The sequence below is a fragment of the Microbacterium sp. W4I20 genome (assembly GCF_030816505.1).
Classification (GTDB): Bacteria; Actinomycetota; Actinomycetes; order Actinomycetales; family Microbacteriaceae; genus Microbacterium.
On sequence record NZ_JAUSYB010000001.1, the window covers coordinates 3,124,672 to 3,149,930 of the forward strand.

The 25,259-nt window shown below is 69.5% G+C and carries 23 protein-coding genes and 2 pseudogenes; 10 read left to right on the forward strand and 15 right to left on the reverse strand.

What is annotated here, in order from left to right; all coding sequences use genetic code 11:
- Positions 1 to 2 precede the first annotated feature (2 nt).
- The 4 genes from QFZ21_RS15165 to QFZ21_RS15180 all read right to left on the reverse strand — a co-directional run bounded on the left by QFZ21_RS15165 (position 3) and on the right by QFZ21_RS15180 (position 4,835).
- The gene (locus QFZ21_RS15165; RefSeq protein WP_307379151.1) at positions 3 to 1,511 is read right to left on the reverse strand and encodes an amino acid permease; all 1,509 of its coding nucleotides are present in this window, start codon (positions 1,509 to 1,511) and stop codon (positions 3 to 5) included.
- Between the two features lie 30 nt (positions 1,512 to 1,541).
- Positions 1,542 to 2,471, reverse strand: a complete 930-nt coding sequence (locus tag QFZ21_RS15170; protein ID WP_307379152.1) for an acetamidase/formamidase family protein — start codon at positions 2,469 to 2,471, stop codon at positions 1,542 to 1,544.
- Complete coding sequence (locus tag QFZ21_RS15175) at positions 2,468 to 3,874, reverse strand: APC family permease (protein WP_307379155.1); 1,407 nt, start codon at positions 3,872 to 3,874, stop codon at positions 2,468 to 2,470. Before QFZ21_RS15175 ends, QFZ21_RS15170 begins: the two co-directional genes overlap by 4 nt.
- A 67-nt stretch (positions 3,875 to 3,941) precedes the next feature.
- On the reverse strand, positions 3,942 to 4,835 hold the full coding sequence (locus QFZ21_RS15180) for a proline iminopeptidase-family hydrolase (protein WP_307379156.1): 894 nt from the start codon (positions 4,833 to 4,835) through the stop codon (positions 3,942 to 3,944).
- A gap of 78 nt (positions 4,836 to 4,913) precedes the next feature.
- On the opposite strand from QFZ21_RS15180, the pseudogene QFZ21_RS21120 reads away from it, so the two are divergent.
- Both QFZ21_RS21120 and QFZ21_RS15190 read left to right on the forward strand, forming a co-directional pair.
- Positions 4,914 to 5,057: pseudogene (locus QFZ21_RS21120) on the forward strand (GntR family transcriptional regulator); the annotation flags it as partial.
- Positions 5,058 to 5,328: 271 nt separating this feature from the next.
- The gene (locus tag QFZ21_RS15190) at positions 5,329 to 5,634 is read left to right on the forward strand and encodes an FCD domain-containing protein (RefSeq protein WP_307379161.1); all 306 of its coding nucleotides are present in this window, start codon (positions 5,329 to 5,331) and stop codon (positions 5,632 to 5,634) included.
- A gap of 51 nt (positions 5,635 to 5,685) precedes the next feature.
- On the opposite strand, the gene QFZ21_RS15195 is transcribed toward QFZ21_RS15190, so the two are convergent.
- Both QFZ21_RS15195 and QFZ21_RS15200 read right to left on the reverse strand, forming a co-directional pair.
- Positions 5,686 to 6,273: a nitroreductase family protein gene (locus QFZ21_RS15195; RefSeq protein ID WP_307379163.1), complete on the reverse strand. Its 588-nt coding sequence runs from the start codon at positions 6,271 to 6,273 to the stop codon at positions 5,686 to 5,688.
- Positions 6,274 to 6,367: 94 nt separating this feature from the next.
- Positions 6,368 to 7,276 (reverse strand): LysR family transcriptional regulator, encoded by a 909-nt coding sequence (locus QFZ21_RS15200; protein WP_307379167.1) that lies wholly within the window; start codon positions 7,274 to 7,276, stop codon positions 6,368 to 6,370.
- Positions 7,277 to 7,410: 134 nt separating this feature from the next.
- On the opposite strand from QFZ21_RS15200, the gene QFZ21_RS15205 reads away from it, so the two are divergent.
- Both QFZ21_RS15205 and QFZ21_RS15210 read left to right on the forward strand, forming a co-directional pair.
- On the forward strand, positions 7,411 to 10,878 hold the full coding sequence (locus QFZ21_RS15205; RefSeq protein ID WP_307379168.1) for a bifunctional proline dehydrogenase/L-glutamate gamma-semialdehyde dehydrogenase: 3,468 nt from the start codon (positions 7,411 to 7,413) through the stop codon (positions 10,876 to 10,878).
- A 227-nt stretch (positions 10,879 to 11,105) separates the two neighbouring features.
- On the forward strand, positions 11,106 to 11,900 hold the full coding sequence (locus QFZ21_RS15210) for a CPBP family intramembrane glutamic endopeptidase (RefSeq protein ID WP_307379171.1): 795 nt from the start codon (positions 11,106 to 11,108) through the stop codon (positions 11,898 to 11,900).
- 89 nt (positions 11,901 to 11,989) lie between these two features.
- On the opposite strand, the pseudogene QFZ21_RS15215 reads toward QFZ21_RS15210, so the two are convergent.
- The 5 genes and pseudogenes from QFZ21_RS15215 to QFZ21_RS15235 all read right to left on the reverse strand — a co-directional run bounded on the left by QFZ21_RS15215 (position 11,990) and on the right by QFZ21_RS15235 (position 16,828).
- Positions 11,990 to 13,133: pseudogene (locus tag QFZ21_RS15215) on the reverse strand (ABC transporter permease).
- A complete protein-coding gene (locus QFZ21_RS15220) occupies positions 13,130 to 14,026 on the reverse strand; it encodes an ABC transporter ATP-binding protein (protein WP_307379173.1) in 897 nt (298 codons plus the stop codon). Before QFZ21_RS15220 ends, QFZ21_RS15215 begins: the two are co-directional and overlap by 4 nt.
- A gap of 164 nt (positions 14,027 to 14,190) precedes the next feature.
- The gene (locus QFZ21_RS15225) at positions 14,191 to 15,321 is read right to left on the reverse strand and encodes a benzoate/H(+) symporter BenE family transporter (protein WP_307379174.1); all 1,131 of its coding nucleotides are present in this window, start codon (positions 15,319 to 15,321) and stop codon (positions 14,191 to 14,193) included.
- 68 nt (positions 15,322 to 15,389) lie between these two features.
- Positions 15,390 to 16,118 (reverse strand): response regulator transcription factor, encoded by a 729-nt coding sequence (locus tag QFZ21_RS15230; RefSeq protein WP_307379177.1) that lies wholly within the window; start codon positions 16,116 to 16,118, stop codon positions 15,390 to 15,392.
- On the reverse strand, positions 16,115 to 16,828 hold the full coding sequence (locus tag QFZ21_RS15235; protein WP_307379180.1) for a sensor histidine kinase: 714 nt from the start codon (positions 16,826 to 16,828) through the stop codon (positions 16,115 to 16,117). The genes QFZ21_RS15230 and QFZ21_RS15235 overlap by 4 nt, the downstream gene beginning before the upstream one ends.
- Before the next feature lie 83 nt (positions 16,829 to 16,911).
- On the opposite strand from QFZ21_RS15235, the gene QFZ21_RS15240 reads away from it, so the two are divergent.
- From QFZ21_RS15240 to QFZ21_RS15255, 4 genes are all read left to right on the forward strand, one after another.
- The gene (locus QFZ21_RS15240; protein ID WP_307379183.1) at positions 16,912 to 17,121 is read left to right on the forward strand and encodes a hypothetical protein; all 210 of its coding nucleotides are present in this window, start codon (positions 16,912 to 16,914) and stop codon (positions 17,119 to 17,121) included.
- 395 nt (positions 17,122 to 17,516) lie between these two features.
- Positions 17,517 to 17,954, forward strand: coding sequence for a VOC family protein (locus QFZ21_RS15245; protein ID WP_307379186.1), 438 nt, complete (start codon positions 17,517 to 17,519; stop codon positions 17,952 to 17,954).
- A gap of 1 nt (position 17,955) precedes the next feature.
- A complete protein-coding gene (locus tag QFZ21_RS15250; protein WP_307379189.1) occupies positions 17,956 to 18,672 on the forward strand; it encodes a helix-turn-helix domain-containing protein in 717 nt (238 codons plus the stop codon).
- Entirely contained in the window at positions 18,669 to 19,304 is a 636-nt protein-coding gene (locus QFZ21_RS15255) for a dihydrofolate reductase family protein (RefSeq protein ID WP_307379191.1), read from the forward strand. The genes QFZ21_RS15250 and QFZ21_RS15255 overlap by 4 nt, the downstream gene beginning before the upstream one ends.
- Before the next feature lie 43 nt (positions 19,305 to 19,347).
- Here the strand turns inward: QFZ21_RS15255 and QFZ21_RS15260 are convergent, their stop codons facing one another.
- The 4 genes from QFZ21_RS15260 to QFZ21_RS15275 are packed head-to-tail and all read right to left on the reverse strand — an operon-like array spanning position 19,348 to position 23,671.
- Positions 19,348 to 20,151 carry a Cof-type HAD-IIB family hydrolase gene (locus tag QFZ21_RS15260; protein ID WP_307379193.1) on the reverse strand — a complete coding sequence of 268 codons (804 nt, stop codon included), beginning with the start codon at positions 20,149 to 20,151 and terminating at the stop codon, positions 19,348 to 19,350.
- A 28-nt stretch (positions 20,152 to 20,179) separates the two neighbouring features.
- On the reverse strand, positions 20,180 to 21,040 hold the full coding sequence (locus QFZ21_RS15265) for an exodeoxyribonuclease III (RefSeq protein ID WP_307379196.1): 861 nt from the start codon (positions 21,038 to 21,040) through the stop codon (positions 20,180 to 20,182).
- A gap of 21 nt (positions 21,041 to 21,061) precedes the next feature.
- A complete protein-coding gene (locus QFZ21_RS15270) occupies positions 21,062 to 23,242 on the reverse strand; it encodes a malate synthase G (RefSeq protein ID WP_307379198.1) in 2,181 nt (726 codons plus the stop codon).
- 54 nt (positions 23,243 to 23,296) lie between these two features.
- Positions 23,297 to 23,671 carry a heme-binding protein gene (locus QFZ21_RS15275; RefSeq protein ID WP_307379201.1) on the reverse strand — a complete coding sequence of 125 codons (375 nt, stop codon included), beginning with the start codon at positions 23,669 to 23,671 and terminating at the stop codon, positions 23,297 to 23,299.
- Between the two features lie 112 nt (positions 23,672 to 23,783).
- Between QFZ21_RS15275 and pyrE the strand changes: the two genes are divergently transcribed.
- Together pyrE and QFZ21_RS15285 are read left to right on the forward strand one after the other, a co-directional pair.
- Positions 23,784 to 24,344: an orotate phosphoribosyltransferase gene (gene pyrE / locus QFZ21_RS15280; RefSeq protein WP_373426023.1), complete on the forward strand. Its 561-nt coding sequence runs from the start codon at positions 23,784 to 23,786 to the stop codon at positions 24,342 to 24,344.
- A complete protein-coding gene (locus QFZ21_RS15285; protein WP_307379207.1) occupies positions 24,341 to 25,243 on the forward strand; it encodes an ROK family protein in 903 nt (300 codons plus the stop codon). Before pyrE ends, QFZ21_RS15285 begins: the two co-directional genes overlap by 4 nt.
- The last annotated feature ends 16 nt before the right edge of the window (positions 25,244 to 25,259 follow it).

Genomic DNA, 25,259 nt, shown 5'->3' on the forward strand with positions numbered 1-25,259 from the left:
CGCTAACTCGGGCGGGTGCCGCGACCGACGATCGTGTCGGCCGCGAGCTCCTGCCCGATGATCGAGTGCCGCCGTGAATAGGCGAAGTAGATCACCAGGCCGAGCGCCAGCCAGACCGCGAACCGGACCCACGTCTCGGAGCTGAGGTTCAGCATCAGCCAGAAGCAGGCGATCGCCGAGATCCACGGCAGCCACGGCGAGAACGGCACCGTGAAGGGACGCTCGAGGTCGGGCCGGCTCTTGCGCAGGATCGGCACCCCGGTGCTGACGAGCACGAACGCCGAGAGCGTGCCGATGTTGATCATGTCGCCCAGCACCTGCACGTCGGTGAACCCGGCGATGATCGCGATGACGACACCGACGATGAGCTGGATGCGGATCGGGGTGCCGCGCTTGGCATCCGTCACGCTCAGGGCACGGGGGAGCAGGCCGTCACGACTCATCGCGAAGACGACGCGGGCGAGGCCCATCAGCAGCACCATCACGACCGTGGTGAGTCCGACGAGGCTGCCGATCGCGATGACCTGGGCGGCCCAGGTCGCCCCGACGAGTTCGAAGGCGCTCGCGAGCGACGGTTCCTCGAGCTTCGCGAGCTCGGTGTACGACACCATCCCGGTGATGACGACGGCGACCAGCACGTAGAGCACGGTCACGATGATGAGTCCGAGGATGATGCCGCGGGGCACCGTGCGCTTCGGGTCCTTCGTCTCCTCGGCGCTCGTGGCGACGACGTCGAAGCCGATGAACGCGAAGAACACGAGCGCCGCACCGCTGAGGATGCCGAAGACGCCGTACACCGTCGGGTCGGCTCCGGTCATCAGCGAGAACAGGGACTGGGTCCAGGCGCTCTCGGACGCCGCCCCGGCCTCCTCCGGCGGAACGAACGGGGTGTAGTTGGCGCCGTTGATGAAGAAGAGCCCGACGACGATGACGAACAGCACGATGGCGACCTTGATCACGGTGAAGACGCTGTTCACCCGGCTCGACAGCTGGGTGCCGAGCGCGAGCAGCGTGGTGAAGATCGCCACGATGACGACCGGACCCCAGTCGAACGACAGCGGACCGATCGCGATCGTCATGGGGATGTCGAGGTCGAACAGGGATACGGCGTCGCCGAGGTAGACACCCCAGTACTTCGCGATCACGGCCGACGCCATCAGCATCTCGAGGATCAGGTCCCAGCCGATGATCCAGGCGAGGAATTCGCCGAGCGTCGAGTACGTGAACGTGTAGGCGGAGCCGGCGACCGGGATCGACGAGGCGAACTCGGCGTAGCAGAGGATGGCGAGACCGCAGACGGCGGCAGCGATGATGAACGAGATGATCACCGCGGGGCCGGCGTGGCGCGCGGACGCCTCGGCTCCGACCGAGAAGATGCCGGCGCCGACGGCGACGGCGACTCCCATCACGGCCAGATCCCAGACGCCGAGCGATCGCTTCAGCGAGCGTTTCTCGTCGTGCGTCTCGGCCATCGACTGCTCGACGGACTTGATCCTTCGCTGAATCGCCATGCGGACGATTCTAGAAGGACGGCTGTCTCGCTACAGCACCGACTTCGGCAGGCGGTGCAGGGTCACCGCCCCGACGGCGGCGAACGGATGCAGGGGGTCGGGCTCGCCCGATCCGGTCGGTCCGCCGAGCTTGGAGTCGACGAGCGCGCTCATCACGGCGAACGCGTCCATCGAGCTCCAGCCCCGGTCGGTCACGAGGAAGTCGTAGGCGTCCTCGTAGCCGCGGGTGATGCTTTCCTGCACCGGATCGCCGAGCCCGACGAACACCCACTCATCCGGTGTCTCGATGCGGGGCGCGCGCAGGGCCAGACCCGGGACGATGTCGATGCTGACCACCGCGATGCCCTCCGCCTCGATCGCGACGAACGACGATTCGCCCTCGCTCATGATGGCGTGGATGTCGCCGATCGACAGCAGCGCTCCCTCGACCTCGACCGGAAGGTAGACGATCGAGCCGGGCGCGGCCTCGGTGACGTCCATGTTGCCGCCGAGCGCCGTCGTCGGCATCACGGTCGAGTGCACGCCCGCGGCCGGCGCCGTCCCGATGCATCCGATCATCGGCCGGGGAGCGACCACGTGCCGGTCGGTGAGGTGCACGCCGGCCTCGTCGATCGGGATGCGTCTCGAGACGACCGCGTCGCCCATCCGGTGGCGCAGCGCGCCGATGCCGGGCAGGCTCTGCGACCAGCCGCAGTCCTTCAGGCGGATCTCATGGATCGTCACCGCGATCGTGTCGCCGGGCTTCGCGCCCTCGACCCACACCGGACCGGTGACGGGGTTGATCGGTGCGGAGAGCGCGGCCATGTCGCCGTGCTCGTGCAGCTCGCGGTAGACCGCGTCATCGGTCTCGAAGCCGATGCGCTCGCCGGTACCGGGCCGGATCCGCAGCACCGGCTCGACATCGGCGCGGAACCCGGGGCGACCGAGGTCCTTGCCGAGGAAGTGATCGATCCCGGTCATTCCGGCTTCCTCTCGCCCGTCGCCGCGTGCTCCGACAGCAGCTCGGGGTTCGCGCCGTTGCGGATGCGGAAGATGACGAACACGATGACCCCGAGTGCGAGCCAGATGACGCCGCCGATCTTCGCCTCGGCCGAGGCGTTGAACAGGACGTAGCCGATGATGAGGAAACCGCACAGCGGCACGACCAGGTGCAGCAGCCAGTTCGTCGAGCGCTTGCGGACGATGTAGTGCCAGAAGACGGCGATGTGCAGCAGCAGGAAGCCGAACAGTGCGCCGAAGTTCACCAGCGAGGAGATGACTCCGATCTGCCCCACGAAGAACAGCACGAGCACGACGCTCAGCGCGCTGACGACGAGGATCGCGTACACGGGCACCTGGCGAGAATTGATCTTCGAGAAGAACGCCGGCAGCTGTCGGTCGCGGCTCATCGAGTACAGCAGGCGGGAGGTGGCTGCCTGCGCGGCGATCGCGTTCGCGATGCCGACGGCGACGACGTTGACGGCCAGGAACGCGGTGGCCCATCCGCTGCCGGCCGCCTGCGCGACGATCGAGAAGAACGCGTTGTTGACCTCGTCGTCGTCGAAGGAGATCGTTCCGGCGGCGAGCGCGCTGGCGAGCCAGGTCTGCAGGATGAACAGCGTCGCGACGATGAACAGCGCGATGATCATGGCGCGGCCGGCCGGGTTCTTCTTGCCGGTGGTCTCCTCCGACAGGGTGGAGATGCCGTCGAAGCCGAGGAAGCTCAGCACCGCGATCGACAGGGCGGCGGCGATCAGCGGCGGGTCGACCTTCGCGGGATCCCAGAGCTGCGCCAGCGAGAACGACGACCCCTCGATGGTCTGACCCGTGAGTGCGGAGATCGCGATGATCACGAAGATCGCGACGAAGACGAGCTCGATGGCGAGGAAGATGCGGTTCGCGACCGTGATCGAGCCGATGCCGAGCACGTTGATGACGGTGTTGATCGCGACGCACAGGATGGCCCAGAGCCATTCCGGCGAGTCGGGGAAGATGCCCCGCATCGAGGATGCCGCGAACACGTAGAGCAGCGTCGGCACCAGCAGGTAGTCCAGCAGGATCGCCCAGCCCGCGAAGAACCCGGCGATCGGGTGGGTCCCGCGCCCCACGTAGGAGAAGACGGAACCGGCGAGGGGGAACGACTTCGCCATCTGGGCGTACCCGAGCGCGGTGAAGATCATCGCGACGAGTCCGACCAGGTAGACGAGCGGAACCATGCCCTTCGACTCGTTGAACACGACGCCGAAGATCGCCCACGGTGCGATCGGCACCATGAACACCAGGCCGTACACGACGAGGTCGAAGGTCGAGACGGAGCGCTTGAGCTCCTGCTTGTAGCCGAAGGACTCCAGGCGGGGCTGGCCCTCGGAGGCAGTGGTGGTCATGGTTCTCCTGGTTTCGGGTTCAGGGATGCGGAGGTTCGGGAATGCGGATGCTCAGGGATGCTGCGGTTCAGGGATGCTGCGCGAGGAAGTCGGCGATGACGCTCCGGAACTCCTCCGGCTGTTCCAGGTGCACGCAGTGGCTGGCGCCCGGGAAGACGTGTGCGGTCGCGCCGGGGATGAGGTCCACGAACGGGCGCCAGGTCGCCGGCGTGGCCTCGTCGTACTCGCCGGCGACGACCAGCGTGGGGACTCTCGTCGCGGGCAGGCGGTCGATGACCGACCAGTCGCGGAGAGTACCGATCACGTGGAACTCGTTCGGCCCGTTCATCGTGTGATAGACCGTCGGGTCGGCGAGCATCTGCGCCTCGCTGTCGACGAAGTCCTGTGGCGTCGGCACGGTGCGGCAGACGTGCCGCTCGTAGAAGAGCCGGGTGGCGTCCAGGTAGTCGGGGTGGTCGAGGGTTCCGGCGGCCTCGTGTTCCGCGAGGTCGTCGCGCGCGGCATCCGGCAGCGCATCGCGCAGTTTCGCGGCCTCGCCCACCCAGAGCGGCATCGACGCGGGGGAGTTGCAGATCATCAGGCCGCGCAGGCCCTCGGGCTGCCGGACCGCGATCTCGGCGCCGAGCATGCCGCCCCAGGACTGCCCGAGCACGTGGTACTCGTCGATGCCCAGGTGCGTGCGCAGGGAGTGGAACTCCTCGACGAAGTACGCGGGGGTCCAGCGCTCGACGGGCGCATCGGGGTGGTGCGAGCTGCGGCCGCAGCCGATCTGGTCGTAGTGGATGATCGTGCGGCCGGTCAGGTCGGCGAGCGCGGCGAGATTCTGCACGTAGTCGTGCGCCATGCCGGGGCCGCCGTGCAGCACGAAGAGCGGCGCGAGGTCGCGCGGGCGATCGGGCTCGGATCGCCGGTACCAGGTGAAGCCGTCATCGAACGGTGCGGTGGACTCATGGACGTGCATGAGGACATGGTGACGGGTAAATGGTCCGGTGTAAACCATTTTCTCGTTACGTTACGCGAGGTGGAAGACTGAGAGGCGATGGCCGAGACCGACGACACCCTCATCGACCGCACGACGGACCGGCTGGTCACCGCCGTGGCGATCGGCGAATTCCTGCCCGGCACGCGCCTGCCGGCCGAGCGGGATCTCGCCCGTTCCCTCGGGGTCGGCCGCACCACCGCGCGCGCCGCGCTCGAACGTCTGGTGAGTCGCGGCATCCTCGAGAAGCAGCGCGGTCGCGCCGGCGGATCGTTCGTGAAGGAGGAGTGGCCGACGTCCGAGGTGGCCGCCGTCGCCCGCTGGCTCGAGGAGCAGTGGCCGCAGCTGGTCGATGCGGCGATCGCGGGCACGCAGCTGCACGGCGCGGTCGCCCGACTCGCGGCTGTCAATCGCACCGACGACGACGTCGAGCGCCTCGAGACCTGCCTCGACGACTTCCGTCAGGCGGAGAGCGGTGCCCGCCCGCCAGCATGCCGACAGCATCCTGCACCTGGCGATCATCGAAGCCGCGCACAACGACACCCTGTCGGCGATCGTGCTGGAGCACGAGCGCCGGTTCACGATCATCGCCCCCGCCCACCCCTGGGGCGACGCGGCGAGCCGCCCGGCGATGGAGGAGCGCGCCGCCCGTGAGCACGCCGAACTCGTCGCCGCGATCTCCGAGGGGCGCGTCGACGACGCCGGCCGCATCGCGCAGCACCACGTCGAGATCGACCTGGAACTGCTCGAGGCCGTGCGGCGGCGGGCGCTCAGGCGCTGAGGATGTCGCGAGCCGATCTCCTCCGCTGTGCCGTCGCGGCGGCGGCGCCGCTCAGGCGCTGAGGATGACCGTCTCGTCGATCGGACGGCGAACCCGCGGGGCGACCTCGCGCTGCTGCAGGACCTCGGGCAGGCTCTCGATGTCGCCGAACTCGCCGACGGCGATGACGGTCATCGGAGCGAAGCGAGGCTCGAGGTCGGCGAACTCGCGCACGACCTCGGCGTCGAAACCGCTCATCTGGTGCACGAGGAGACCGTCGTGGTGGGCCTGCACCGAGAAGTGGGCGACGGCCTGACCGAGGTCGTAGGCCGCGTGGGTGATCGGCGTGCCGTCGGCCGTCGCCGTCTCGGCGACCGCGACGACGAGCACGGCGGCGTTCCCCGCCCACGCCTGGTTGAAGCCCATCAGCGCGTTTACGACCTGCGCGTGCAGTGCGGTGCCGCGGCGGGCGACGATGAAGCGCCACGGCTGCGAGTTGTTCGCGGACGGGCTCCAGCGTGCGGCCTCGAGGGCGGTGGCGAGCTTCGCCTCGTCGATCGCGTGCTGCGCGTCGTAGGCGCGGGGGCTCCAGCGGCCGGCGAGGATGTCGAGGACGGGGTGCTCGGTCGGTGCGGTGCGATCGATGACGGGAGTGCTCACGGGAGTGCCTTTCGGAGGGAGTGGATCGGACTCCTTCGTCCGGCGTACAGGGATCAGAACAGATGCATGCGCATGAATATTCCGCGCCGCGCGATCACTCCGCCAGATTGACGGATGCCGCATCGGCGAGCGCTCGTCGGACGGCCTTGATCGATGGGGCATCCGCCGACACTCGGCGCGCCGAGGAGAAGATCTCCCGCCGCGGCGCCAGGGGGAGCGGCGTCAGATCGACCGTCGGGGTGTCGCCCGCCCAGACGAGCTCCGGCAGCAGCCCGACGGCGAGCCCCGCGTGGATGAGCCGCACGTGCGCGGTGAGGTCGGCGATCTCGAAGCGCACGTCGGGTTCGAAGCCCGCGGTGCGGCAGAGCTGCTCGGCCCAGGCCCGGGACGCCGTGCCCGCCGGCTCGAGCACCCAGGGCTCGTCGCGGGTGGACCACAGGGCGGCGACGGCATCCGCTGCTCCCGGCGTCCCCGGCCGCCGCGCCAGGGCGATCGCGTCGTGCGCGAGCACCACCCTGTCGAGGTCGGCGTGGATCGGCCGCGTGCGTCCGGGATACTGCTCGGCGAGGATCAGGTCGAAGTCGCGGCTCGAGACGCCGACGAGTCCGGTCTCCGGATCGGACTCGGTCACCTGCACGCGAAGGGCCGGATGCCGTCGCGCCAGGGCGTCGAGGGCGCCGGGCAGCAGCGAGTGGGCGGTGGACTGGAAGACCGCGATGTGCACCGTGCCGGTGACCTCGGTGAGCGATTCCGCGACCGCGACCTCGGCATGCTCCAGCTGGTCGAGGATGCCGATGGCCTGCGCGACCAGCACGTTCCCCTGCGGCGTGAACTGCACGCCGCGGCCCACGCGGCGCAGTAGTGGCACACCGACATCGCGCTCCAGCGCGCTCAACTGCTGCGACACGGAGGCCTTGCTGTACGACAGGGCATCGGCGACCGCGGAGAGGGTTCCGCGGCGCGACAGCTCCACCAGCATCCGCAGGCGATTGACGTCGAGCACGACGCGTCCGTTCGTTCAGTGCGAGTGAACAGAACTCACTCGAATCGGTTGATAGACGGAGCCTACCGAGCGGACGGACAATGAACCAGCCGCACGCGAACCCCGGTGTGCGATCTCTCCGGAAGGCACCGCCCATGTCTGTCGACGTCGACACCACCCCGCGCACCGACACCCCCCGCACCGAGGAGGTCGCCGCCCTCGTGCAGCGCTGGCTCGCCGAGAGCGAGTCGTACCCCGTCGAGCCCGCTGCGCAGCGGCTCTCCGAGGTGCTCAAGGACCCGAACGGTCTCGCGTTCACGGTCGGGTTCGTCGACGGCGTCATGCGCCCCGAAGACCTGCGGGTCGCCGGTCGCAAGCTGGCCGAGATCTCCGAGATCACCCCGAGCCTCCTTCCCGGCTACCTGCGCGCCGCCATCAAGACCGGCGGCTTCTGGGCGCCGAAGCTCCCGGGCATCGTCGTGCCGATCTCGCGCCGCGTGCTGCGCGCCATGGTCGGGCACCTCGTTCTCGACGCCACCCCGTCGAAGCTCGGTCCCGCGATCGCCAAGCTCCGCAAGACCGGCAACCGCCTCAACCTCAACCTGCTCGGCGAGGCCGTGCTCGGCGAGCGCGAGGCCGGCCGCCGCCTTCAGGGCACCAGCGACTTCCTCGCCCGCAACGACGTCGACTACGTGTCGATCAAGGTCTCCAGCGTCGTCAGCCAGCTGTCGATGTGGTCGTTCGACGAGGCCGTGGCCGACGTCGTCACCAAGCTCACCCCGCTGTACGAGCTCGCGGCGCGCGCGGAAGCCACGGGCAAGGCGAAGTTCATCAACCTCGACATGGAGGAGTACCGCGACCTCGACCTGACGATCGCGGCGTTCACCAGCATCCTCGATCAGCCCGGACTCGAGAACCTCGAGGCCGGCATCGTCCTGCAGGCCTACCTCCCCGACGCGCTCGGTGCGATGCAGCACCTGCAGGAGTGGGCCGCCGCCCGTCGGGCGAAGGGCGGTGCACCCATCAAGGTGCGCGTCGTGAAGGGCGCCAACCTCGCGATGGAAGAGGTCGATGCCGCGATCCACGACTGGCCGCTCGCGACCTACGGCACCAAGCAGGACTCCGACACCAACTACAAGCGCGTGCTCGACTGGGCGATGACCCCTGAGCGCCTGGATGCCGTGCGCATCGGCGTCGCAGGACACAACCTCTTCGACATCGCGTACACCTGGCTGCTGGCGAAGTCGCGCGGCGTCACCGACGGCGCCGACCACCTCGTCGAATACGAGATGCTCCTCGGCATGGCGACCGGTCAGGCCGCCGCCGTCCGCAAGGACGTCGGGCAGCTCCTGCTGTACACACCGGTCGTGAACCCGGCCGAGTTCGACGTCGCGATCGCCTACCTCGTGCGTCGCCTCGAGGAGAACGCCAGCCCGGAGAACTTCATGTCCGCGGTGTTCGAGCTCGCCTCGAACCCGACCCTCCTGACGCGCGAGCGCGAGCGTTTCGAGCGCTCGCTCGCCGGCCTCGAGGCCGATCGCTCGGTTCCGGCATCCCACCGCGTGCAGAACCGCGCGGACGAGACGGTCCACGAGACCACCGGGTTCGAGAACCAGCCCGACACCGATCCCGCGCTCGCCGCGAACCGAACCTGGGGGCGCGAGATCCTCGCACGCTCCGTCGGCACCGACCTCGGTCAAGATGCGATCGCCGCCGCCCGCATCGAGACGGATGCCGAACTCGACGCGGTCTTCGCCGCAGCCACCGCCGCCGCCGAGACGTGGGCCGCGCTGCCCGCCGCCGAGCGGGCCGCCGTGCTGCACCGCGCCGGCGACGAGCTCGCCCGTCGGCGTGGCGAGCTGATCGAGATCATGGCCCACGAAGCCGGCAAGACCATCGCCGAGGCCGACCCGGAGATCAGCGAGGCCATCGACTTCGCGCACTACTACGCCGAGCGGGCGAAGGACCTGGAGACGATCCCCGGCGCCGAGTTCGTGCCGTCGAAGGTGACCGTGGTCACCCCGCCGTGGAACTTCCCCGTCGCGATCCCTGCCGGCGGAGTGCTGGCCGGCCTCGCCTCCGGCTCCGGCGTGATCATCAAGCCCGCCAAGCTGACCCAGCGCTGCGGCGCGGTCATGGTCGAAGCTCTCTGGGCCGCCGGGGTTCCGCGCGACCTGCTGGCGCTCGTCGACCTCGCCTCGCGCGACCTCGGCACGCGCCTGGTGGCGAACCCCGCGGTCGACCGCCTGATCCTCACGGGCGCGTACGAGACGGCGCAGCTGTTCCGATCGTTCCGCCCCGACCTGCCGCTGCTCGCCGAGACCAGCGGCAAGAACGCGATCATCGTCACGCCGTCGGCCGACCTCGACCTCGCCGCAGCCGACGTCGCCAAGAGCGCGTTCGGGCACGCCGGGCAGAAGTGCTCCGCCGCATCCCTCGTGATCCTGGTGGGCTCGGTCGCCACCTCGAAGCGGTTCGAGCGTCAACTCGTCGACGCCGTGCGGTCGATGCGCGTCGGTCTGCCCGAGGACCCGGCCACGCAGATGGGCCCGATCATCGAGCCCGCGTCCGGCAAGCTGCTGAAGGCGCTCACCACGCTGGATCGGGGTGAGCGCTGGCTGGTCGAGCCGAAGAAGCTCGATGCCGAGGGCAAGCAGTGGACCCCGGGCGTGAAGACCGGTGTCGTCGAGGGATCCACGACGCACCTGACCGAGTTCTTCGGGCCGGTGCTCGGCATCATGCGCGCCAAGGACCTCGACGAGGCGATCCGCCTGCAGAACGCGGTGGACTACGGCCTCACGGCAGGCCTGCACTCGCTGGACTCGACCGAGGTCGCCACCTGGATCGACCGGGTCGAGGCCGGCAACCTGTACGTCAACCGCGGCATCACCGGGGCGATCGTGCAGCGGCAGCCGTTCGGCGGGTGGAAGCGCTCCGCCGTCGGCGCCGGCGCCAAGGCCGGTGGCCCGAACTACCTCTTCGGCCTCGGTGAGTGGGTGCCGGCAGAGCTGCCCGCCGCTGCCGTCGACGCGGCCGTGCTGCCGGCAGTCGACGCCCTGATCGGCGCCGCCGCATCCGAGCTGGACCCGGTCGAGTCGGCGTGGCTGCAGCGCGCCGCCGCATCCGATGAGCGGGCCTGGGTCGACGAGTTCGGCGCCGTGACCGACAAGTCGGGACTCGGGGTCGAGCGCAACCTGTTCCGCTACCGCCCGGTCGCGGTCGACGTGCGCATTGCGGAGCACGCACCGCTCGTCGACGGCATCCGCGTACTGGCAGCCGCACTCCGCAGCGGCAGCCCGTTCACGGTTTCGGCACCCGCGCTGCCGTCGCGCGTCGAGAAGGCCCTGCGCGCGCAGGGCGTGTCGGTGAAACACGAGTCGGATGCTGCGTGGACCAAGCGCTACGCCAAGGCGCAGCGCTCCTGGCAGCGTGTGCGTCTGGTCGGCGGCGACGCCTCGGCGCTGTTCGAGGCTCTCGACGGATCGCCGGACGTCGCGGTGTGGTCGCACGCCGTCACGGGCGCGGGCCGCGTCGAGATGCTGCCGTTCCTGCACGAGCAGGCCGTGTCGATCACGAACCACCGTTTCGGCAACCCGACGACGCTCACCGACGGCGTGATCTGAGGGCTGATCTGAGGGGCTGTTCGGCAGCCCTGTGAGGCGCTTCTCCGGTATACCGATATGCCTGTCGGACCACGGTACGACAGGCATATCGCGGAGTTCCGTCCGCGGGACGATGTGCGGGAAGAATGCCCCGCCGACAATGGATGACGCTGCCCTCCGCGCCGTATGCCGGTGCCGGGGGCACGCCCATGTCTGTCCGCCGTCTTGGCGCATTTCTCAGGAGTCCCATGTCACCGCGCGTCACCCCCCGATTGTGGATGGCCATCCCGGCCGTCGTCGTCACCCTCGCCCTCAGCATCGTGATCGGACCGATGATTGCCTCGGCGATCGCCCCGAAGGGCGATTTCGTGGCCTTCGGATTGATCATCATCGGCTTCGTGCTCGCCGTGACCCTGCCGGTCCTCGCCCTGCTCGGCTGGCTGCGGCCGGTGTTCTTCGAGCAGAGGCGCGTGCGCGGCATCCTTCCGACGGTCCTCGCCTTCGGCCCGGTGCTGTACATCGTCTACTGCATCGTGAGCTCGAAGTGGGACAACATTCCGATTGAGGGCGCACTCGTCGCGATCATGTTCGCGGCGATCGCGGGCATCGGCGAAGAGCTGGCCTTCCGTGGCGTCGCCGTCATCACGCTCCGCGCGAGGCTCTCCGAGGTCTGGGTCGCCGTCATCCCCTCCGTGATCTTCGGGCTCACGCACCTCACCAACCTCGGCAGGAGCGGATTGGCGACGTCCGAGGTGCTGTACCAGGTGTTCTACGCCGTCCTGTTCGGCTTCTCCGCCTACGCCCTCCGCCGTGTCACCGGCGGCCTCTTCATCCCGATCCTGATCCACACGCTCAACAACGGGTTCGAGAACATCGTGGACAGCTCCGGCGGTGGTCCCATCGCGATCCTCGTCGATGGCGCGGCTCTCCCGGACATCATCTTCATCGGCGGCCTGCTGCTCGGCACGGTCGCGATGATCCTCATCGTCCGCGACAAGACCAACGACCCCGGCCCGCTGCTGGCCGCCCCGCGCATCCGCTGAACAGCGCTCGGGCAGCACGTGCACGAAGAAGCCCCCGTCACCCTGCTCGGATCGAGCGGGTGGCGGGGGCTTCTCCGTACGCCGGATGCTCAGGCGCGCAGCGCCTCGCCGAGCTTGACCCGCGAGCCCATGCGCAGCAGCGAGTTCTCGTAGATCTTCGCGCCGATCGCGATCGCGGCCACGCAGCTCGCGGCCAGGATCACGAGGCTCACCAGCGGCTCCCACCACTGCGCCTCGCCCACGAAGAGTCGCATCGGCATGCCGACAGGAGCCGAGAACGGCACATACGACATGATCGTCAGCACCACCGGGTTGTCGTTGAAGAAGATGACCAGGAAGTACGGGGCCATCACCAGCATCGTGATCGGCGTCGTGGTCGAGCCGATGTCCTCCTGACGGGAGACCATGGATGCCGCGGCGGCGAACAGCGCACGCCAGCAGGACGAAGCCGAACAGGAAGAACACCGCGAACCAGATGATCGGCGCGCCGAGCATCGAGAGCACATCCCGTTGACCCGTGACGATGAGCCCGATCGTGGCGATCGCCGCCAGTGCGAGGATCTGACCCATCGCCAGGACGGTGTTGCCGATGACCTTTCCGGCGAGCAGCGTGCGGGCCGGCATGGCCGACAGCAGCACTTCGACGACGCGGGTCTGCTTCTCCTCCACCACGCTCTGTGCGATCGTGCCGCCGAAGGTCGCGGCGGCCATCATGAAGACCAGGCCGAAGCCGATCGCGATGAAGTAGCGCAGGATCCAGGTCGTCGTGGCGGGCTCGAGGATGGTGACCTCGGGTGGTGACGAGAGCGCCGACACCAGGGAACTCGGGGCATCCTTGAGCGCGATGATCGTGATGCCGGAAGGGCCACCGCCGGGGACGATCGCCGCATCGACCTTCTCGTCCCGGACCAGCGCCTCGGCCTCGGCCTTGTCGGCGACCTCGGTCACGGTGAAGTTCGGCAGGGCGGACACCACGGAGGCGGTCTCCGAGGTCGCGGCCACCGGCGTCTTCTCGGTGGCGGCGCTCTTGCTGGCGAAGCCGCCGATCACGATGCCGGCCAGAGCGAGCAGCAGCAGGATGCCGGTGGAGATCAGGAAGGCCTTGCTGCGTAGCTTGGATCCGATCTCGCGCTCGGCGACGAGCCAGACCTGCGAAGCCTGGCCTGCGGAGCCCGTCGAAGGGCGGACGGGGGCAGGAGCCGACTGGGTTCCTGAGCTTGTCGAAGGGCTCACTGGATGACCTCCTTGAAGATCTGCGCGAGGGACGGATGCTTGGGGGCGAAGCTCGCGACGTCGCCGCGGTCGACGGCGGCGCGCAGCACGCGCTGGGCGGTCTCGGGGTCGTCGGCGTCGAAGAGGGCGTACCCGCCCTCGAAGTCGACGACCGTGACTCCCGGCTCGGTGCGGAGCCAGCCGGCATCACCGGCGGAGACCAGCTCGTAGCGGCTGCCGGCGTGTTCGGCGCGCAGCGCGTCACGGGAACCGGATGCGCGGATCGTGCCGCCCGCGAGGATGACGAGGTCGTCGCAGAGACGCTCGACCACATCGAGCTGGTGGGACGAGAAGAGGATCGACGCGCCCTTCGCGGCACTGGCCTGCAGCACACCCGCGACCACGTCGACCGCGAGCGGATCGAGACCGGAGAACGGCTCGTCGAGGATCAGGACCTCGGGGTCATGGACCAGGGCGGCCGCGATCTGCGCGCGCTGCTGGTTGCCCAGCGACAGCGACTCGATGGTGTCGCCGAGACGCTCGCCCAGACCGAGCTCGGTGAGGAGGGCGGTGGCGCGCTCGGCGGCATCCGTCTTGCTGAAGCCGTGCAGACGGGCGAGGTACACGATCTGCTCGAGCACCTTCATCTTCGGGTAGAGGCCGCGCTCCTCCGGCATGTAGCCGAAGCGCCGGCGATCCGCCGTCGTGAGCGGCGTGCCGTCGAGGTCGACCCGGCCGCCGTCCGACGAGAGCAGGCCGAGCACGATCCGCATCGTGGTGGTCTTGCCGGCGCCGTTGCCGCCGACGAAACCCGTCAGCCGTCCCGGCTCGACCGTGAAGGACACATCGTCGAGCACCAGCCGCGAGCCGTAGCTCTTGGTGATGCCCGCGAGTTCGAGCTTTCCTGTGGTCACGTCGTCTCACTCCGATCCTCTGAGCGGCGCGGGGTTCGCGCCGTGCATCGCATGCCTTCACGTTACGGAGCGCCGGATGCCGCGGCATCCCCCGTACGGCGGACTCCGAGGGTCGGATGCCGGAAGCCGGATGCCGCGAGCCGGATTCTGAGGTCGTCGGCCTTTCAGCGTCGACCGGCGTGCAGCACGGTGCGTACCAGCAGTCCCGCGACCAGCGCCCAGAACGCGGCGCTGACGCCGAGCACCGAGATGCCGGATGCCGCCACGAGGAAGGTGACCACGGCGGGAATCCGCTCGCCCGGGTCGTCGATCGCCTGCTGCACCGAGGAACCGAACGCCGCGAACAGCGCGAGGCCGGCGACCGCGGGGATCACGGCTTCGGGGGCCAGGGCGACCAGCGCGGCGAAAGCGGCCGAGAACGCGCCGAGCACCAGATACGACCCGCCCGTCGAGACGCCGGCGACCCAGCGGCGCTGCGGGTCAGGGTCGGCATCCGGCGAGGCGGCGAGGGCCGCGCTGATCGCCGCGAGGTTGATCGCATGCCCGCCGGCGGGCGCACCGAGTGCCGTGCCGAGTCCGGTCACGAGCATCGCCGGCCGCCACGGCACCTCGTAGCCGAGGCTGCGCATGATCGCGATCCCTGGCACGTTCTGCGACGCCATGGTCACGATGAACAGCGGCAGGGCGAGCCCGACCAGCGCGCCGACCGTGAACGTCGGCGCGGTGAGCTCCATCCGCGGCACGAGCAGCGCCGGGTCGACGGGCGCTCCGGCGCGGATGAGCGATACGGTCACGACCACGGCCGCGGCGACGAACGCGAGCGGCACCGCCCACCGGGGTGCGAGGCGGGCGAAGAGCAGCCAGGTGAGCACGACCGGGATGACGCCCCAGGGGTTGGCGACGATGCCGGTGATCGGGGCCAGGCAGAGCGGGAGGAGCACGCCGGCCAGCATCGCCTGTGCGATCGACGGCGGGATGCGGGCGATCAGAGCGCCGAGCGCCGGCCACAGCGCGGTGAGCAGGATCAGCGCCGCGGTCACGAGGAAGGCGCCGACGGCCGCCGGCCATCCGCCGTCGACGGTGCCGGTCGCGACGAGCAGAGCCGCTCCCGGCGTCGACCACGCGACGGTGATCGGCATCCGATAGCGCCAGGCGAGCACGACGCACGCGAGACCCATGGTGAGGCTGACGGCGAGCAGCCCGCTGGCCGCCTGTGCGGGAGTCGCCCCGACCGCGTCGAGCCCGGTCAGCACCACCGCGAACGAGCTGGTGAAGCCGACGAGGGCCGTCACCACCCCGGCCAGGATGCGGACGGGAGAGGGGAGCGGCGCCGGGCATCCTCAGAGGCTATCGCGGGGCGGGGTCAGGCGAGACCCATCCGGTGGGCCAGCACGACCGCCTGCACGCGGTCGCGGGCGCCGAGCTTCTGCAGGATGCGGGACACGTGCGTCTTCACGGTCGCCTCACCGATGAACAGCGCGCCGGCGATCTCGGCGTTGCTGCGGGCATCGGCCAGCAGCGCCAGCACCTCGGCCTCGCGATCGGTGAGCGGCTCGATCAGGGCGCGGGGTTCCGGAGCGAGACGCCCACCCGGTTCCTGAGCGAGCGGAGCGAGACGAAGGGTGCCTGGGTCCGGCGCTGCCACGGCCGGACGGGCCGCTGCCGCGAACCGCGCCAGCACGCGGCGGGTGACCTCCGGCGCCAGCATCCCGTCGCCGACGGCCAGCGCACGGACGGCGGCGATCAGGTCTTCCGCCCCGGCGTTCTTCAGCAGGAAGCCGCTCGCCCCGGCATCCAGCGCCTGATACAGGTAGTCGTCCCGGTCGAACGTCGTCACGATCGCGATGGCCGCGTCGATGCCGGGATCGGCGACGATACGCCTGGTCGCCTCGATGCCGTCCATATCGGGCATCTGCACGTCCATGGTGATCACGTCCGGACGGAGAGCGGATGCCTGCGCCACGGCATCCGCTCCGGTGGCGGCCTCACCGACGACGGTGATGTCGGGTTGGGTGTCGAGGATCGTGCGGAAGCCCGCGCGCAGCAGCGAGTGGTCGTCGACGAGGAGCACGCGGATCGGCTGGTCGGTCATCGGGGGCTCCTGGGCTCTGCGGGCGGGCGCCGGGAACCGGCGGGGAGGGGAACGCGGGCTCGCACCCGGAGTCCGCCGGGCGCCCGCGGCGTGACCTCGAGCGTTCCTCCGGAGGCCGCGGCGCGCTCGCGCATGCCGAGCTGGCCGAGTCCCGGCCGCAGCTGCGCGACCGAGCGACCGGTGTTCACGATCTCGACCTCGACGCCGTCGTCGTCGTAGCGCACGCGCACGTCGGCGGTCGCGCCGACACCGGCATGACGCCGGGCGTTGGTGAGCGACTCCTGGGCGATGCGGTACAGGTTCACGGCGACGAGCGAGGGCACCGGGACCGGATCGCCGATCACGGCGTAATCCGTGGGAAGGCCGGCCTCGGTCGAGGACTGGGCGAGCTCCTCGATGTCGTCGAGGGCCAGCGTCGATGCGGCATCCGTCGTTTCTCCGCCCGGCGTGCGCAGGGTCTCGAGCAGCTGCCGCAGTTCGTGGATCGCGTCGCGCGCCGAGCCTTCGATGCCGGCGAGGATGCGGCGGGACTCTGCGGGATCCTGATCGATCACCAGGCGCGCAGCGCCGGCCTGCACCCCCATCACCGAGACGTGATGGGCGACCACGTCGTGGAGTTCGCGGGCGATGCGCACCCGGTCGAGGGCGACGGCCTGCGCCGCGGTGACCTCGCGTTCGCGCTCCAGGTCGGCGGTGCGCTGTTCGAGCACCGCCCGCCTGGGACGCCTCGATCCAGGAGCGCTCGCCGAAGTAGTACGCCCCGCCGAAGTAGAGCAGGTTCAGCAGGATCTGGATGAGCATGAACGCCACGTACGGCGACATGGCTCCCGCGACGACGTCGGCTTTGTCGGCCTCGCTGATCGCGTCGCGGTACATGGTGATGAGGAGCCAGGCGAACATGCCGACGATGATCCCGACGCGCACGAGCATGGCGCGGCGGCGCTCGGCCATCCACGCGCCGACCGTGTACAGGCCGATGAACATCGCGATGTTGCCGACGTAGATCTCCGGCACGCGGATGGTGACGGCGGCGAAGTACGCGAGCGCGATGACGACAGCCACGGTGCCGGGCCAGCGACGGCGGAAAGCCAGGGGAGCGGTGACGACGAACGCGTAGACGAGGGCCGTCCAGAGCTCGGCCTGCTCGTCGCCGTAGATCTCCGAGATCGACGACAGCGCGGCACTGAGGATGGCGCCGACGAACATGACGACCGCGAGGATCACGTCACCGCGGCGCTCCCGGGCGGTCGGCGTGCGGCGGAACTCTACGGCGGGCATCCTCCCACCGTACGGGGGAGCGGATGCGAGCTGCATCCCCCTGGCGGCGGACTCCACTTGCTATTGACAAGTTCGCTTGTTTAAAGCAAGCTTGCTCACATCACCGACAAAGGAGTCATCATGACCAAGGTCTTCGTCAACCTGCCCACCACCGACCTCGAGCGTGCCAAGGCGTTCTACACCGCGCTCGGCTGCGCCATCAACCCGGCCTTCACCGATGAGAACGCCGCCTGCGTGGTCTGGTCGGACGACATCTACTTCATGGTCCTGAAGCGCGAGTTCTTCGCCACCTTCACCGACAAGCCGATCGCCGAACCGAACGATGTCGTCCAGGTCTCGGTCACCTTCAGCCGCGACTCGCGCGAGGACGTCGACGCGATCATCGAGAAGGGCCTCGCCGCCGGCGGCGCGGAGCCGAAGCCGGCGCAGGACTACGGCTTCATGTACTCGCGCGACCTCGACGACCCCGACGGCAACTCGCTCGGCTTCCTGTACATGACCCCGGAGGCCGCCGAGAACGGACCCGACCACGTGGCGGACCACGCCGCGTCGGCCTGACATGGCGGCGCGCAGCTACGGCCAGTACTGCGGTGTCACGACGGCCGTCGAGTTGATCGGAGAGCGGTGGGCGATGCTCATCGTGCGCGATCTGCTCGTCGGACCCCGCCGGTACACCGACCTCAAGCAGGGCCTGCCGCGCATTCCGACCAACATCCTGTCCACGCGTCTGAAGGAGCTGCAGGAGGGCGGGGTCATCCGACGAGTCCCGCTGCTCCGCGGTCTCGCCTACGAGCTCACGCCCTACGGCCAGGCGCTCGAGCCGATCATGCTCGAGCTCGGCCGCTGGGGCTTCCAGACGATGGGCGACCCCGAGGAGGGCGACGTCGTCACCCCCGACTCGCTCACCATGGCGCTGCGCACGGCCTTCCGAGCGGATGCCGCGACCGACGCCGAGTACGAACTGCACGTCGGCGAGATCGCCCTGCGCGCTTCGGTGCGCGACGGCGTCCTCCGGGTGGCACAGCTCGCGCCACCGGCCCCGCCGGTCGGAGGTCGTCTCCCCGACGGAGAAGCGGATGCCGTGATCGTCGCCGGCCCCGGCATCCGTCGCCTGATCGGCGGTGAGATCACGCCCGCCGAGGCGATCGCCCAGGACGTGCTCGCCGTCGTCCGCGGCGAGGAGCGCTGGCTGGACTCCTTCGCGGAGACCTTCCACATCGCACCACTGAACGCATCGACTGACCAGAACGAACTGACTGTAGGGAGCACGACATGAGCAATGCAGCATCCGGTCGCATCCTGATCGACCTCTTCATGACGCTCGACGGCGTCGCACAGGGACCGGGCGGCACCGACGAGGATCCGTCGGGCGGTTTCCGCTTCAGTGGCTGGCAGGCCGGGCATCCCTCGTCCGGCGTCGGGCCGGAGGTCGAGAAGGGCATGCAAGGTCTCGATGCGCTGCTGCTCGGCCGCCGCACCTACGACATCTTCGCGTCGTACTGGCCGCATCACACTGAGGGCGAGTCCGGCGACATCGGCAAGCTCTTCAACCGCGTGCCGAAGTACGTGGCGACGAAGGATGCCGACCTGGCGCTCGACTGGGAGGCCTCTTCCCGCATCGGCGAGGACCTCGCCGCCGAGATCGCCACGCTGCGTGCGAACCATCGCGAGGTGCACGTGATCGGCAGCGTCGACTTCGTGCACACGCTGCTCGCCGAGGGGCTGTTCGACGAGCTGAACCTCTGGGTCTACCCGATCCTGCTCGGCGTCGGCAAGAAGGTCTTCGACGACGGCGCACTGCCGTCGGTGCTGACGCTGCTCGAGCCCCCGATCGCCGACGACGGCGGGGTCACGCTGCTCCGGTACGGGCGCACGGACAAGACGCCGGAGGTCGGAACGTACGAGTGAGGAAGAGGATCCTGCGCACGGCGCCGCCGCGTCGAGAGCTGACTCAGCCCAGCATCCGCTCGATCACGCGTGCCACGCCGTGATCGTCGTTCGAGGTGGTCGTCTCATCGGCGGCATCCTGCACGACGGTCGCGGCGTCGGCCATCGCGACCCCGTGCCCTGCCCAGCGCAGCATCTCGACGTCGTTGAGCGCGTCGCCGAACGCGACCACATCGGCTCGGTCGATGTCGAGGTGCGCGCACAGCCGCGCGAGACCCGTGGCCTTCGTGACCCCCTCGGCCATCACCTCGACGAACGGCGCCCCGGACAGCGTCGCCTCGAACCCGGTGAGGCCGAGCGAACGGAGCGTGTCGAAGAGGGCGGCGGGGGCGAGCTCCGCGTGCCGGACGATGAACTTCAGGCTCGGAGCCGAGACCACGTCGTCGAAGTCGACGCCGCCCATCAGTGCGGGGTCGCGACTGTGATCCGACGGCCGAGCGAAGGCGGAGTACCCCTCCTGCGCCACGAACGTCTCACCGCCGTCGCGCACGCTGGCGAACAGCAGTCCTGGGATGCTGGCGCGCAGCGCCTCTGCCAGCGTGCGGATCGTCTCCGCCGGCAGTTCCTCGGCGAACAGCATCCGCTTATCCGTCAGATGCACGGCGTACGCGCCGTTGCTGCACAGCGCCCAACCGTCGAAGGCGGCGTCGGCGGCGATCACCCGCAGCCCGATCGGCTGCCGTGCGGTGACCGGGACGACGTGGATGCCGCGTTCCCGAGCCGCATCCAGCGCGCGCCGCGTACGAGGCGAGACGTGGGAGGAGGAGTCGAGCAGCGTCCCGTCGAGATCGGTCGCGATCAGCCGCATCGGATGGGTCCCTGAGCCTGTCGAAGGGTCAGGAGAAGATCATCGGAAGGTCGTCGTCTTCTTCCACGCCGCCCGCTCCGAGACGCTGGTCGTCGAGCTCGACAACCACGGGCACGTGGTCGCTGGGCTGCTCGCCCTTTCGCTCGTTGCGGTGGATCGACGCGCCGGTCACGGCGTCGGCGAACGTGCGCGAGCCGAGCACGAAGTCGATGCGGATGCCCTCGTTGCGCGGGAACTTCAGCCGCTGGTAGTCCCAGTAGGTGAATCCCTCGGGCAGCAGGGGTCGCACCACATCCGTCACGCCGGCATCGGCGAAGGCGAAGAACGCGTCGCGCTCGGCTGGGGACACGTGGGTCGAGCGGCCGACCACGATGTCGGGGTCGCCGTTGTCGTGATCGAACGGGATGATGTTGAAGTCGCCGACCAGGGCGAGCGGCAGTTCGGGGTTCGCCGACAGCTCGGCCGCCGTCGATCGCCGCAGCTCCTCCAGCCAGTGCAGCTTGTAGACGAGGTGCGGGTCGTCGAGCGAGCGGCCGTTCGGCACGTACAGGCTCCACACCCGTACCCCACCGACCATCAGGCCGAGCGCGCGCGCCTCGAGCGGAGCATCCGGACCCTCATGGCCCTTCGCGAAGCCCGGCATCCCGTCGAACGCCGTGCGCACGTCGGTGACCGGCAGCCGGCTCGCGATGGCGACGCCGTTCCACTGATTCAGCCCGTGCACCTCGACGTGGTACCCGGCCTCTTCGAACGGGCCGTACGGGAACTGCTCGGGCTTGCACTTGATCTCCTGCATCGCCAGCACGTCGATGTCTTCGCGCACGGCGAACTCGACGGTGCGGGCGACGCGGGTGCGGATGGAGTTGACGTTCCAGGTGGCCAAGCGCATGCGTCCAGCCTAGTTGCGGGCTCAGACAGCGGCCGCCTGCTCCGCCTTCTTCTCGCGGCGCAACCCGTGCAGCAGTGGTTCGGTGTACCCGCTCGGCTGCGCGGCGCCCTCGACGATCAGGCGGCGAGCGGCCGTATACGCGATGCCGGGTTGAGCGCCCTCGGGGAACGCCAGTGGCTCGTACGCCGCGTCGCCGGCGTTCTGCGCGTCGACGACCGGCGCCAGACGTCGCAGGCTGTCGTCGATCTGCTCCTCGGTGATGACCCCGTGCTGCAGCCAGTTGGCGAGCAGCTGACTGGAGATGCGCAGCGTCGCGCGGTCCTCCATGAGGCCGACGCCGCGGATGTCCGGCACCTTCGAGACGCCGATGCCCTGATCGATCCAGCGCACCACGTAGCCGAGGATCGACTGCACGTTGTTGTCGATCTCGTCGGCCACGATCTCGGCGGTGAGGTCCTCCGCCGCGGCGAGCGGCGGGACCAGGAGCAGATCCAGCGAGCGCTCGTCGACCGGGGGAAGCGTCTCCCGCACGGCGAAGGCGTCGACCTGGTGGTAGTGCAGGGCGTGCAGCGTGGCGGCCGTCGGGGAGGGGACCCAGGCGGTCGACGCCCCCGACCGCACGTGCGCGATCTTCTTCTCGAGCATGTCGTGCATCAGGTCGGGCTCGGCCCACATGCCCTTGCCGATCTGCGCGCGACCGTCGAGCCCCGCGGCGAGGCCGATCGCCACGTTGCGGTCTTCGTACGCCGCCATGAACGGCTGCGCCTTGATCCCGGCCTTCGGCAGGAACGGCCCCGCGTGCAGCGACGTGTGGATCTCGTCCCCGGTGCGGTCCAGGAATCCCGTGTTGATGAACACCACCCGATCGGATGCCGCGGCGATGGCGGCCGCGAGGTTCGCCGAGGTGCGGCGCTCCTCATCCATGATCCCGACCTTCATCGTGCGCGCGGGCAACCCGAGCAGCTGCTCCACGCGCCCGAACAGCTCGGCCGCGAACGCGACCTCTTCCGGGCCGTGCATCTTCGGCTTCACGATGTACATCGAACCGGTGCGCGAGTTGCGGCCGCGGTTGGGGCCCTTCAGCTCGGGGATGCTGCCGAGCGCGGTCATGATCGCGTCGAGGATGCCCTCGTAGGTCGGCTCGCCGTCGCGGTCGAGCACGGCGTCGGTGCGCATCAGGTGGCCGACGTTGCGCACGAACAGCACGGCCCGACCGGGCAGGGTCAGCTCTCCGCCTTCGGCCGTGCGGTACGTGCGGTCGGCGGCGAGTTCGCGAGTGAAGGTGCGGCCGGCCTTGGTCACGGTCTCGGTGAGGGTGCCGTCCATGAAGCCGCGCCAGTTGCGGTAGCCGAGGGCCTTGTCATCGGCGTCGACGGCGGCGACGGAATCCTCCAGGTCGAGGATCGCGGTGAGCGCCGACTCGAGCAGGATGTCCTGGACGCCGGCCTCTTCGGTGCGGCCGATGGCGCCTTCGCGGTCGATCACGATCTCGGCGTGCAGGCCGTGGTGGCGCAGCAGTACGGCGGTGGGGGAGTCGGCCTCTCCGGTGAAGCCGACGAAGCCCTCCAGCGCGGCGAGGCGACGCGTGCCAGCGGGGGTCTGGATCGCCAGTCCGTCGGCATCGACGACGTAGCGGGTCACGTCGCGGTGCGAACCCTCGGTGAGCGGGGCGATGTCGTCGAGGAAGTCGCGACCGCGGGCGACGACGGCGGCGGCGCGGGCGGAGTTGAACTCTCGGCCGGGTGCGAGATCACCGGTCTGATCGATCGCATCGGTGCCGTACAGCGCGTCGTAGAGCGAACCCCAACGGGCGTTCGCGGCGTTGAGGGCGAAGCGGGCGTTCAGCAGCGGGACGACCAGCTGAGGGCCGGCCATCGTGGCGATCTCGGGATCGACGTTCTCCGTGGTCACGGTCACGTTCTCCGGGACGGGCACGAGGTAGCCGATCTCGGTGAGCAGTGCGCGGTAGGCGGCAGGATCGGGTGCGCCGGGGTTCGAGCGGTGGTACTCGTCGATGCGCTGCTGGAGCTCGTCGCGTCGCTGCAGCAGCTGGGCGTTGCGCGGTCCGAGCTCGTGGACGATCGCACTCACGCCGGCCCAGAACGCCTCGCGGTCGCGCCCGGCATCGGCGAGCGACGCTTCGGCGAACTCCACGATCGGGGCGGCCACCGAGAGGTCGGCACGGGTGAGATACGACGTCATGTTTGCATTCCTTCTATTCGGGCGCCGAGGCGCTTCAGGGTCTCCACTGCGATCTCAGCATCCTGGACGGGAGAGCCGCCGGCCACACCCAGTCCCGCCGACGTGCACGTCGTCGAAGAAGATCGGCACGCCTCCGTCGATCGTCGTGAGAGCGCCGCCGGTGCCGAGAGGCAGGGTGGTGCTGAGAGCTTCCGGGATCATCCCGGTGCGGCGACGGGTGGATGCCGACGTCGCGGCCTTGCGGCGGCTCGTCTCGGCGCTGTGCGGGGTGGCCCCGTCGGACATGCCGTAGGCGATGAGGGTCATCGAGGGATCTGCGACGGCGACGACCGTCTTCACTCCGTCGCGCTCACCCACCTCCATGGCGATGGCGACAGCCCGGAGGGCGGTCTCGTAGTTGATCGCGGCGATCTGGCGGTGGGTAGACATGATGTCTCCTTCTCGAGCTCGACTATTCACACAGCGAACGTCAACTTCCGTATGACGGAATCATATGTCACGCGAGGAAAGAGGTCCAACCGTGCCTCCTACACTGGATGCCGTGACCGCACTCGACGCAGACCGTCAGACCCTCCTCGACCTGATCAAGGACGAGGCGGTGTTCCACGGCGACTTCACTCTCTCCAGTGGCAAGAAGGCGACGTACTACGTCGACATGCGCAAGCTCACCCTCGATCACCGGGCGGCCCCGGCCATCGGGCGCATCATGCTCGACCTCATCGGCGACCTCGACATCGTCGCCGTCGGCGGCCTGACGCTCGGCGCCGACCCCATCGCGAACTCGGTGCTGCACGCGTCGGTCGCCGCCGATCGGCCGCTCGACGCGTTCGTCGTGCGCAAGGAGCCGAAGGACCACGGTCGCGGTCGCCAGATCGAGGGTGCCGACGTCAAGGGCAGGCGCGTCGTCGTGCTGGAGGACACCTCCACCACCGGTCAGTCCGCGCTCAAGGCCGTCGAGGCGCTGCGCCGAGAGGGGGCGGAGATCGTCGCCGTCGCCGTGATCGTCGACCGCAAGACCGGCGCCCAGGCTGCCATCGAAGCCGAGGGGCTCGAGTGGCGCGCGGCCTTCGACCTCGACGACCTCGGACTCGACCCGCAGTGACCCGCTACGCCCTGGCCGTCGACGTGGGCGGCACGAAGATGGAGGCCGCGCTGGTCGCGGAAGACGGCGCTGTCGTCGATGGCAGTCGCAGCAGGCAGGCGACGGGCCGCGAGGCGACGTTCGATTCGCTGACCGTCGCCGTGCAGGCGATCGTGGCGCATGCGCTCGCCGCGCTCCCGGAAGGATCCGAGATCGTCGGTGCCGGAGCGGGGAGCGCGGGGCCCATCGACCGCACGGCGGGCGCGATCATGCCCGTGAACATGCCTCTCGCTCGCGGCTTCGGTCTCGCAGAAGCCGTGCACGCTGCGGCATCCGCTGTTCTGGGTCGAGACGTGCCCACGGTGCTCGGGCACGACGGCGGTGCGCTCGCGCTCGCCGAATCGTGGCTCGGCGCCACGAAGGATGCTGGTGCCTCGCTCTCGATCGTCGTCTCCACCGGAATCGGTGGCGGCTTCGTCGTGAACGGCGCGTACATCCCGGGTGCGACCGGCAATGCCGGCCACCTGGGTCAGGTGCGTCGTGAGGGCGGCCTGACGCTCGAGGAGATCGCGTCCGGACCCGCGAGTGCCGCCTGGGCGCAGCAGCAGGGCTGGAGCGGCGCGACCGGGGAGGATCTTGCTCGGGACGCCGCGGCGGGCGTCGCGGTCGCACGCGCTGCGATCGAGCGTTCGGCGAAGGCCGTCGGCGAGGCGCTGGCGGATGCTGCGACGCTGGTCGACCTCGACACGGTCGCCATCGGTGGAGGATTCTCCCGAGTCTCGCCGGACTACATCGACCTGGTTCAGCAGGCCCTCACCGCGAGCGCCGCGCACGAGTATTCGCGTCGGGCCCGCGTGGTGCGCTCCGGACTGGGCGACGAAGGACCCCTGATCGGAGCCGCTGCGCTCGTGCTTCGGTAGCCCATCGCTCGAGCTC

Bases quoted from the DNA above. Each gene is read 5' to 3' on its own strand.
- QFZ21_RS15175 (WP_307379155.1), bottom strand. From the start codon at position 3,874: ATGACCACCACTGCCTCCGAGGGCCAGCCCCGCCTGGAGTCCTTCGGC.
- QFZ21_RS15210 (WP_307379171.1), top strand. From the start codon at position 11,106: ATGTCACCGCGCGTCACCCCCCGATTGTGGATGGCCATCCCGGCCGTC.
- QFZ21_RS15265 (WP_307379196.1), bottom strand. From the start codon at position 21,040: ATGCGCTTGGCCACCTGGAACGTCAACTCCATCCGCACCCGCGTCGCC.
- QFZ21_RS15170 (WP_307379152.1), bottom strand. From the start codon at position 2,471: ATGACCGGGATCGATCACTTCCTCGGCAAGGACCTCGGTCGCCCCGGG.
- QFZ21_RS15270 (WP_307379198.1), bottom strand. From the start codon at position 23,242: ATGACGTCGTATCTCACCCGTGCCGACCTCTCGGTGGCCGCCCCGATC.
- QFZ21_RS15255 (WP_307379191.1), top strand. From the start codon at position 18,669: ATGAGCAATGCAGCATCCGGTCGCATCCTGATCGACCTCTTCATGACG.
- QFZ21_RS15205 (WP_307379168.1), top strand. From the start codon at position 7,411: ATGTCTGTCGACGTCGACACCACCCCGCGCACCGACACCCCCCGCACC.
- QFZ21_RS15250 (WP_307379189.1), top strand. From the start codon at position 17,956: ATGGCGGCGCGCAGCTACGGCCAGTACTGCGGTGTCACGACGGCCGTC.
- QFZ21_RS15165 (WP_307379151.1), bottom strand. From the start codon at position 1,511: ATGGCGATTCAGCGAAGGATCAAGTCCGTCGAGCAGTCGATGGCCGAG.
- QFZ21_RS15180 (WP_307379156.1), bottom strand. From the start codon at position 4,835: ATGCACGTCCATGAGTCCACCGCACCGTTCGATGACGGCTTCACCTGG.
- QFZ21_RS15260 (WP_307379193.1), bottom strand. From the start codon at position 20,151: ATGCGGCTGATCGCGACCGATCTCGACGGGACGCTGCTCGACTCCTCC.
- QFZ21_RS15275 (WP_307379201.1), bottom strand. From the start codon at position 23,671: ATGTCTACCCACCGCCAGATCGCCGCGATCAACTACGAGACCGCCCTC.
- QFZ21_RS15230 (WP_307379177.1), bottom strand. From the start codon at position 16,118: ATGACCGACCAGCCGATCCGCGTGCTCCTCGTCGACGACCACTCGCTG.
- QFZ21_RS15245 (WP_307379186.1), top strand. From the start codon at position 17,517: ATGACCAAGGTCTTCGTCAACCTGCCCACCACCGACCTCGAGCGTGCC.
- QFZ21_RS15240 (WP_307379183.1), top strand. From the start codon at position 16,912: ATGAGCATGAACGCCACGTACGGCGACATGGCTCCCGCGACGACGTCG.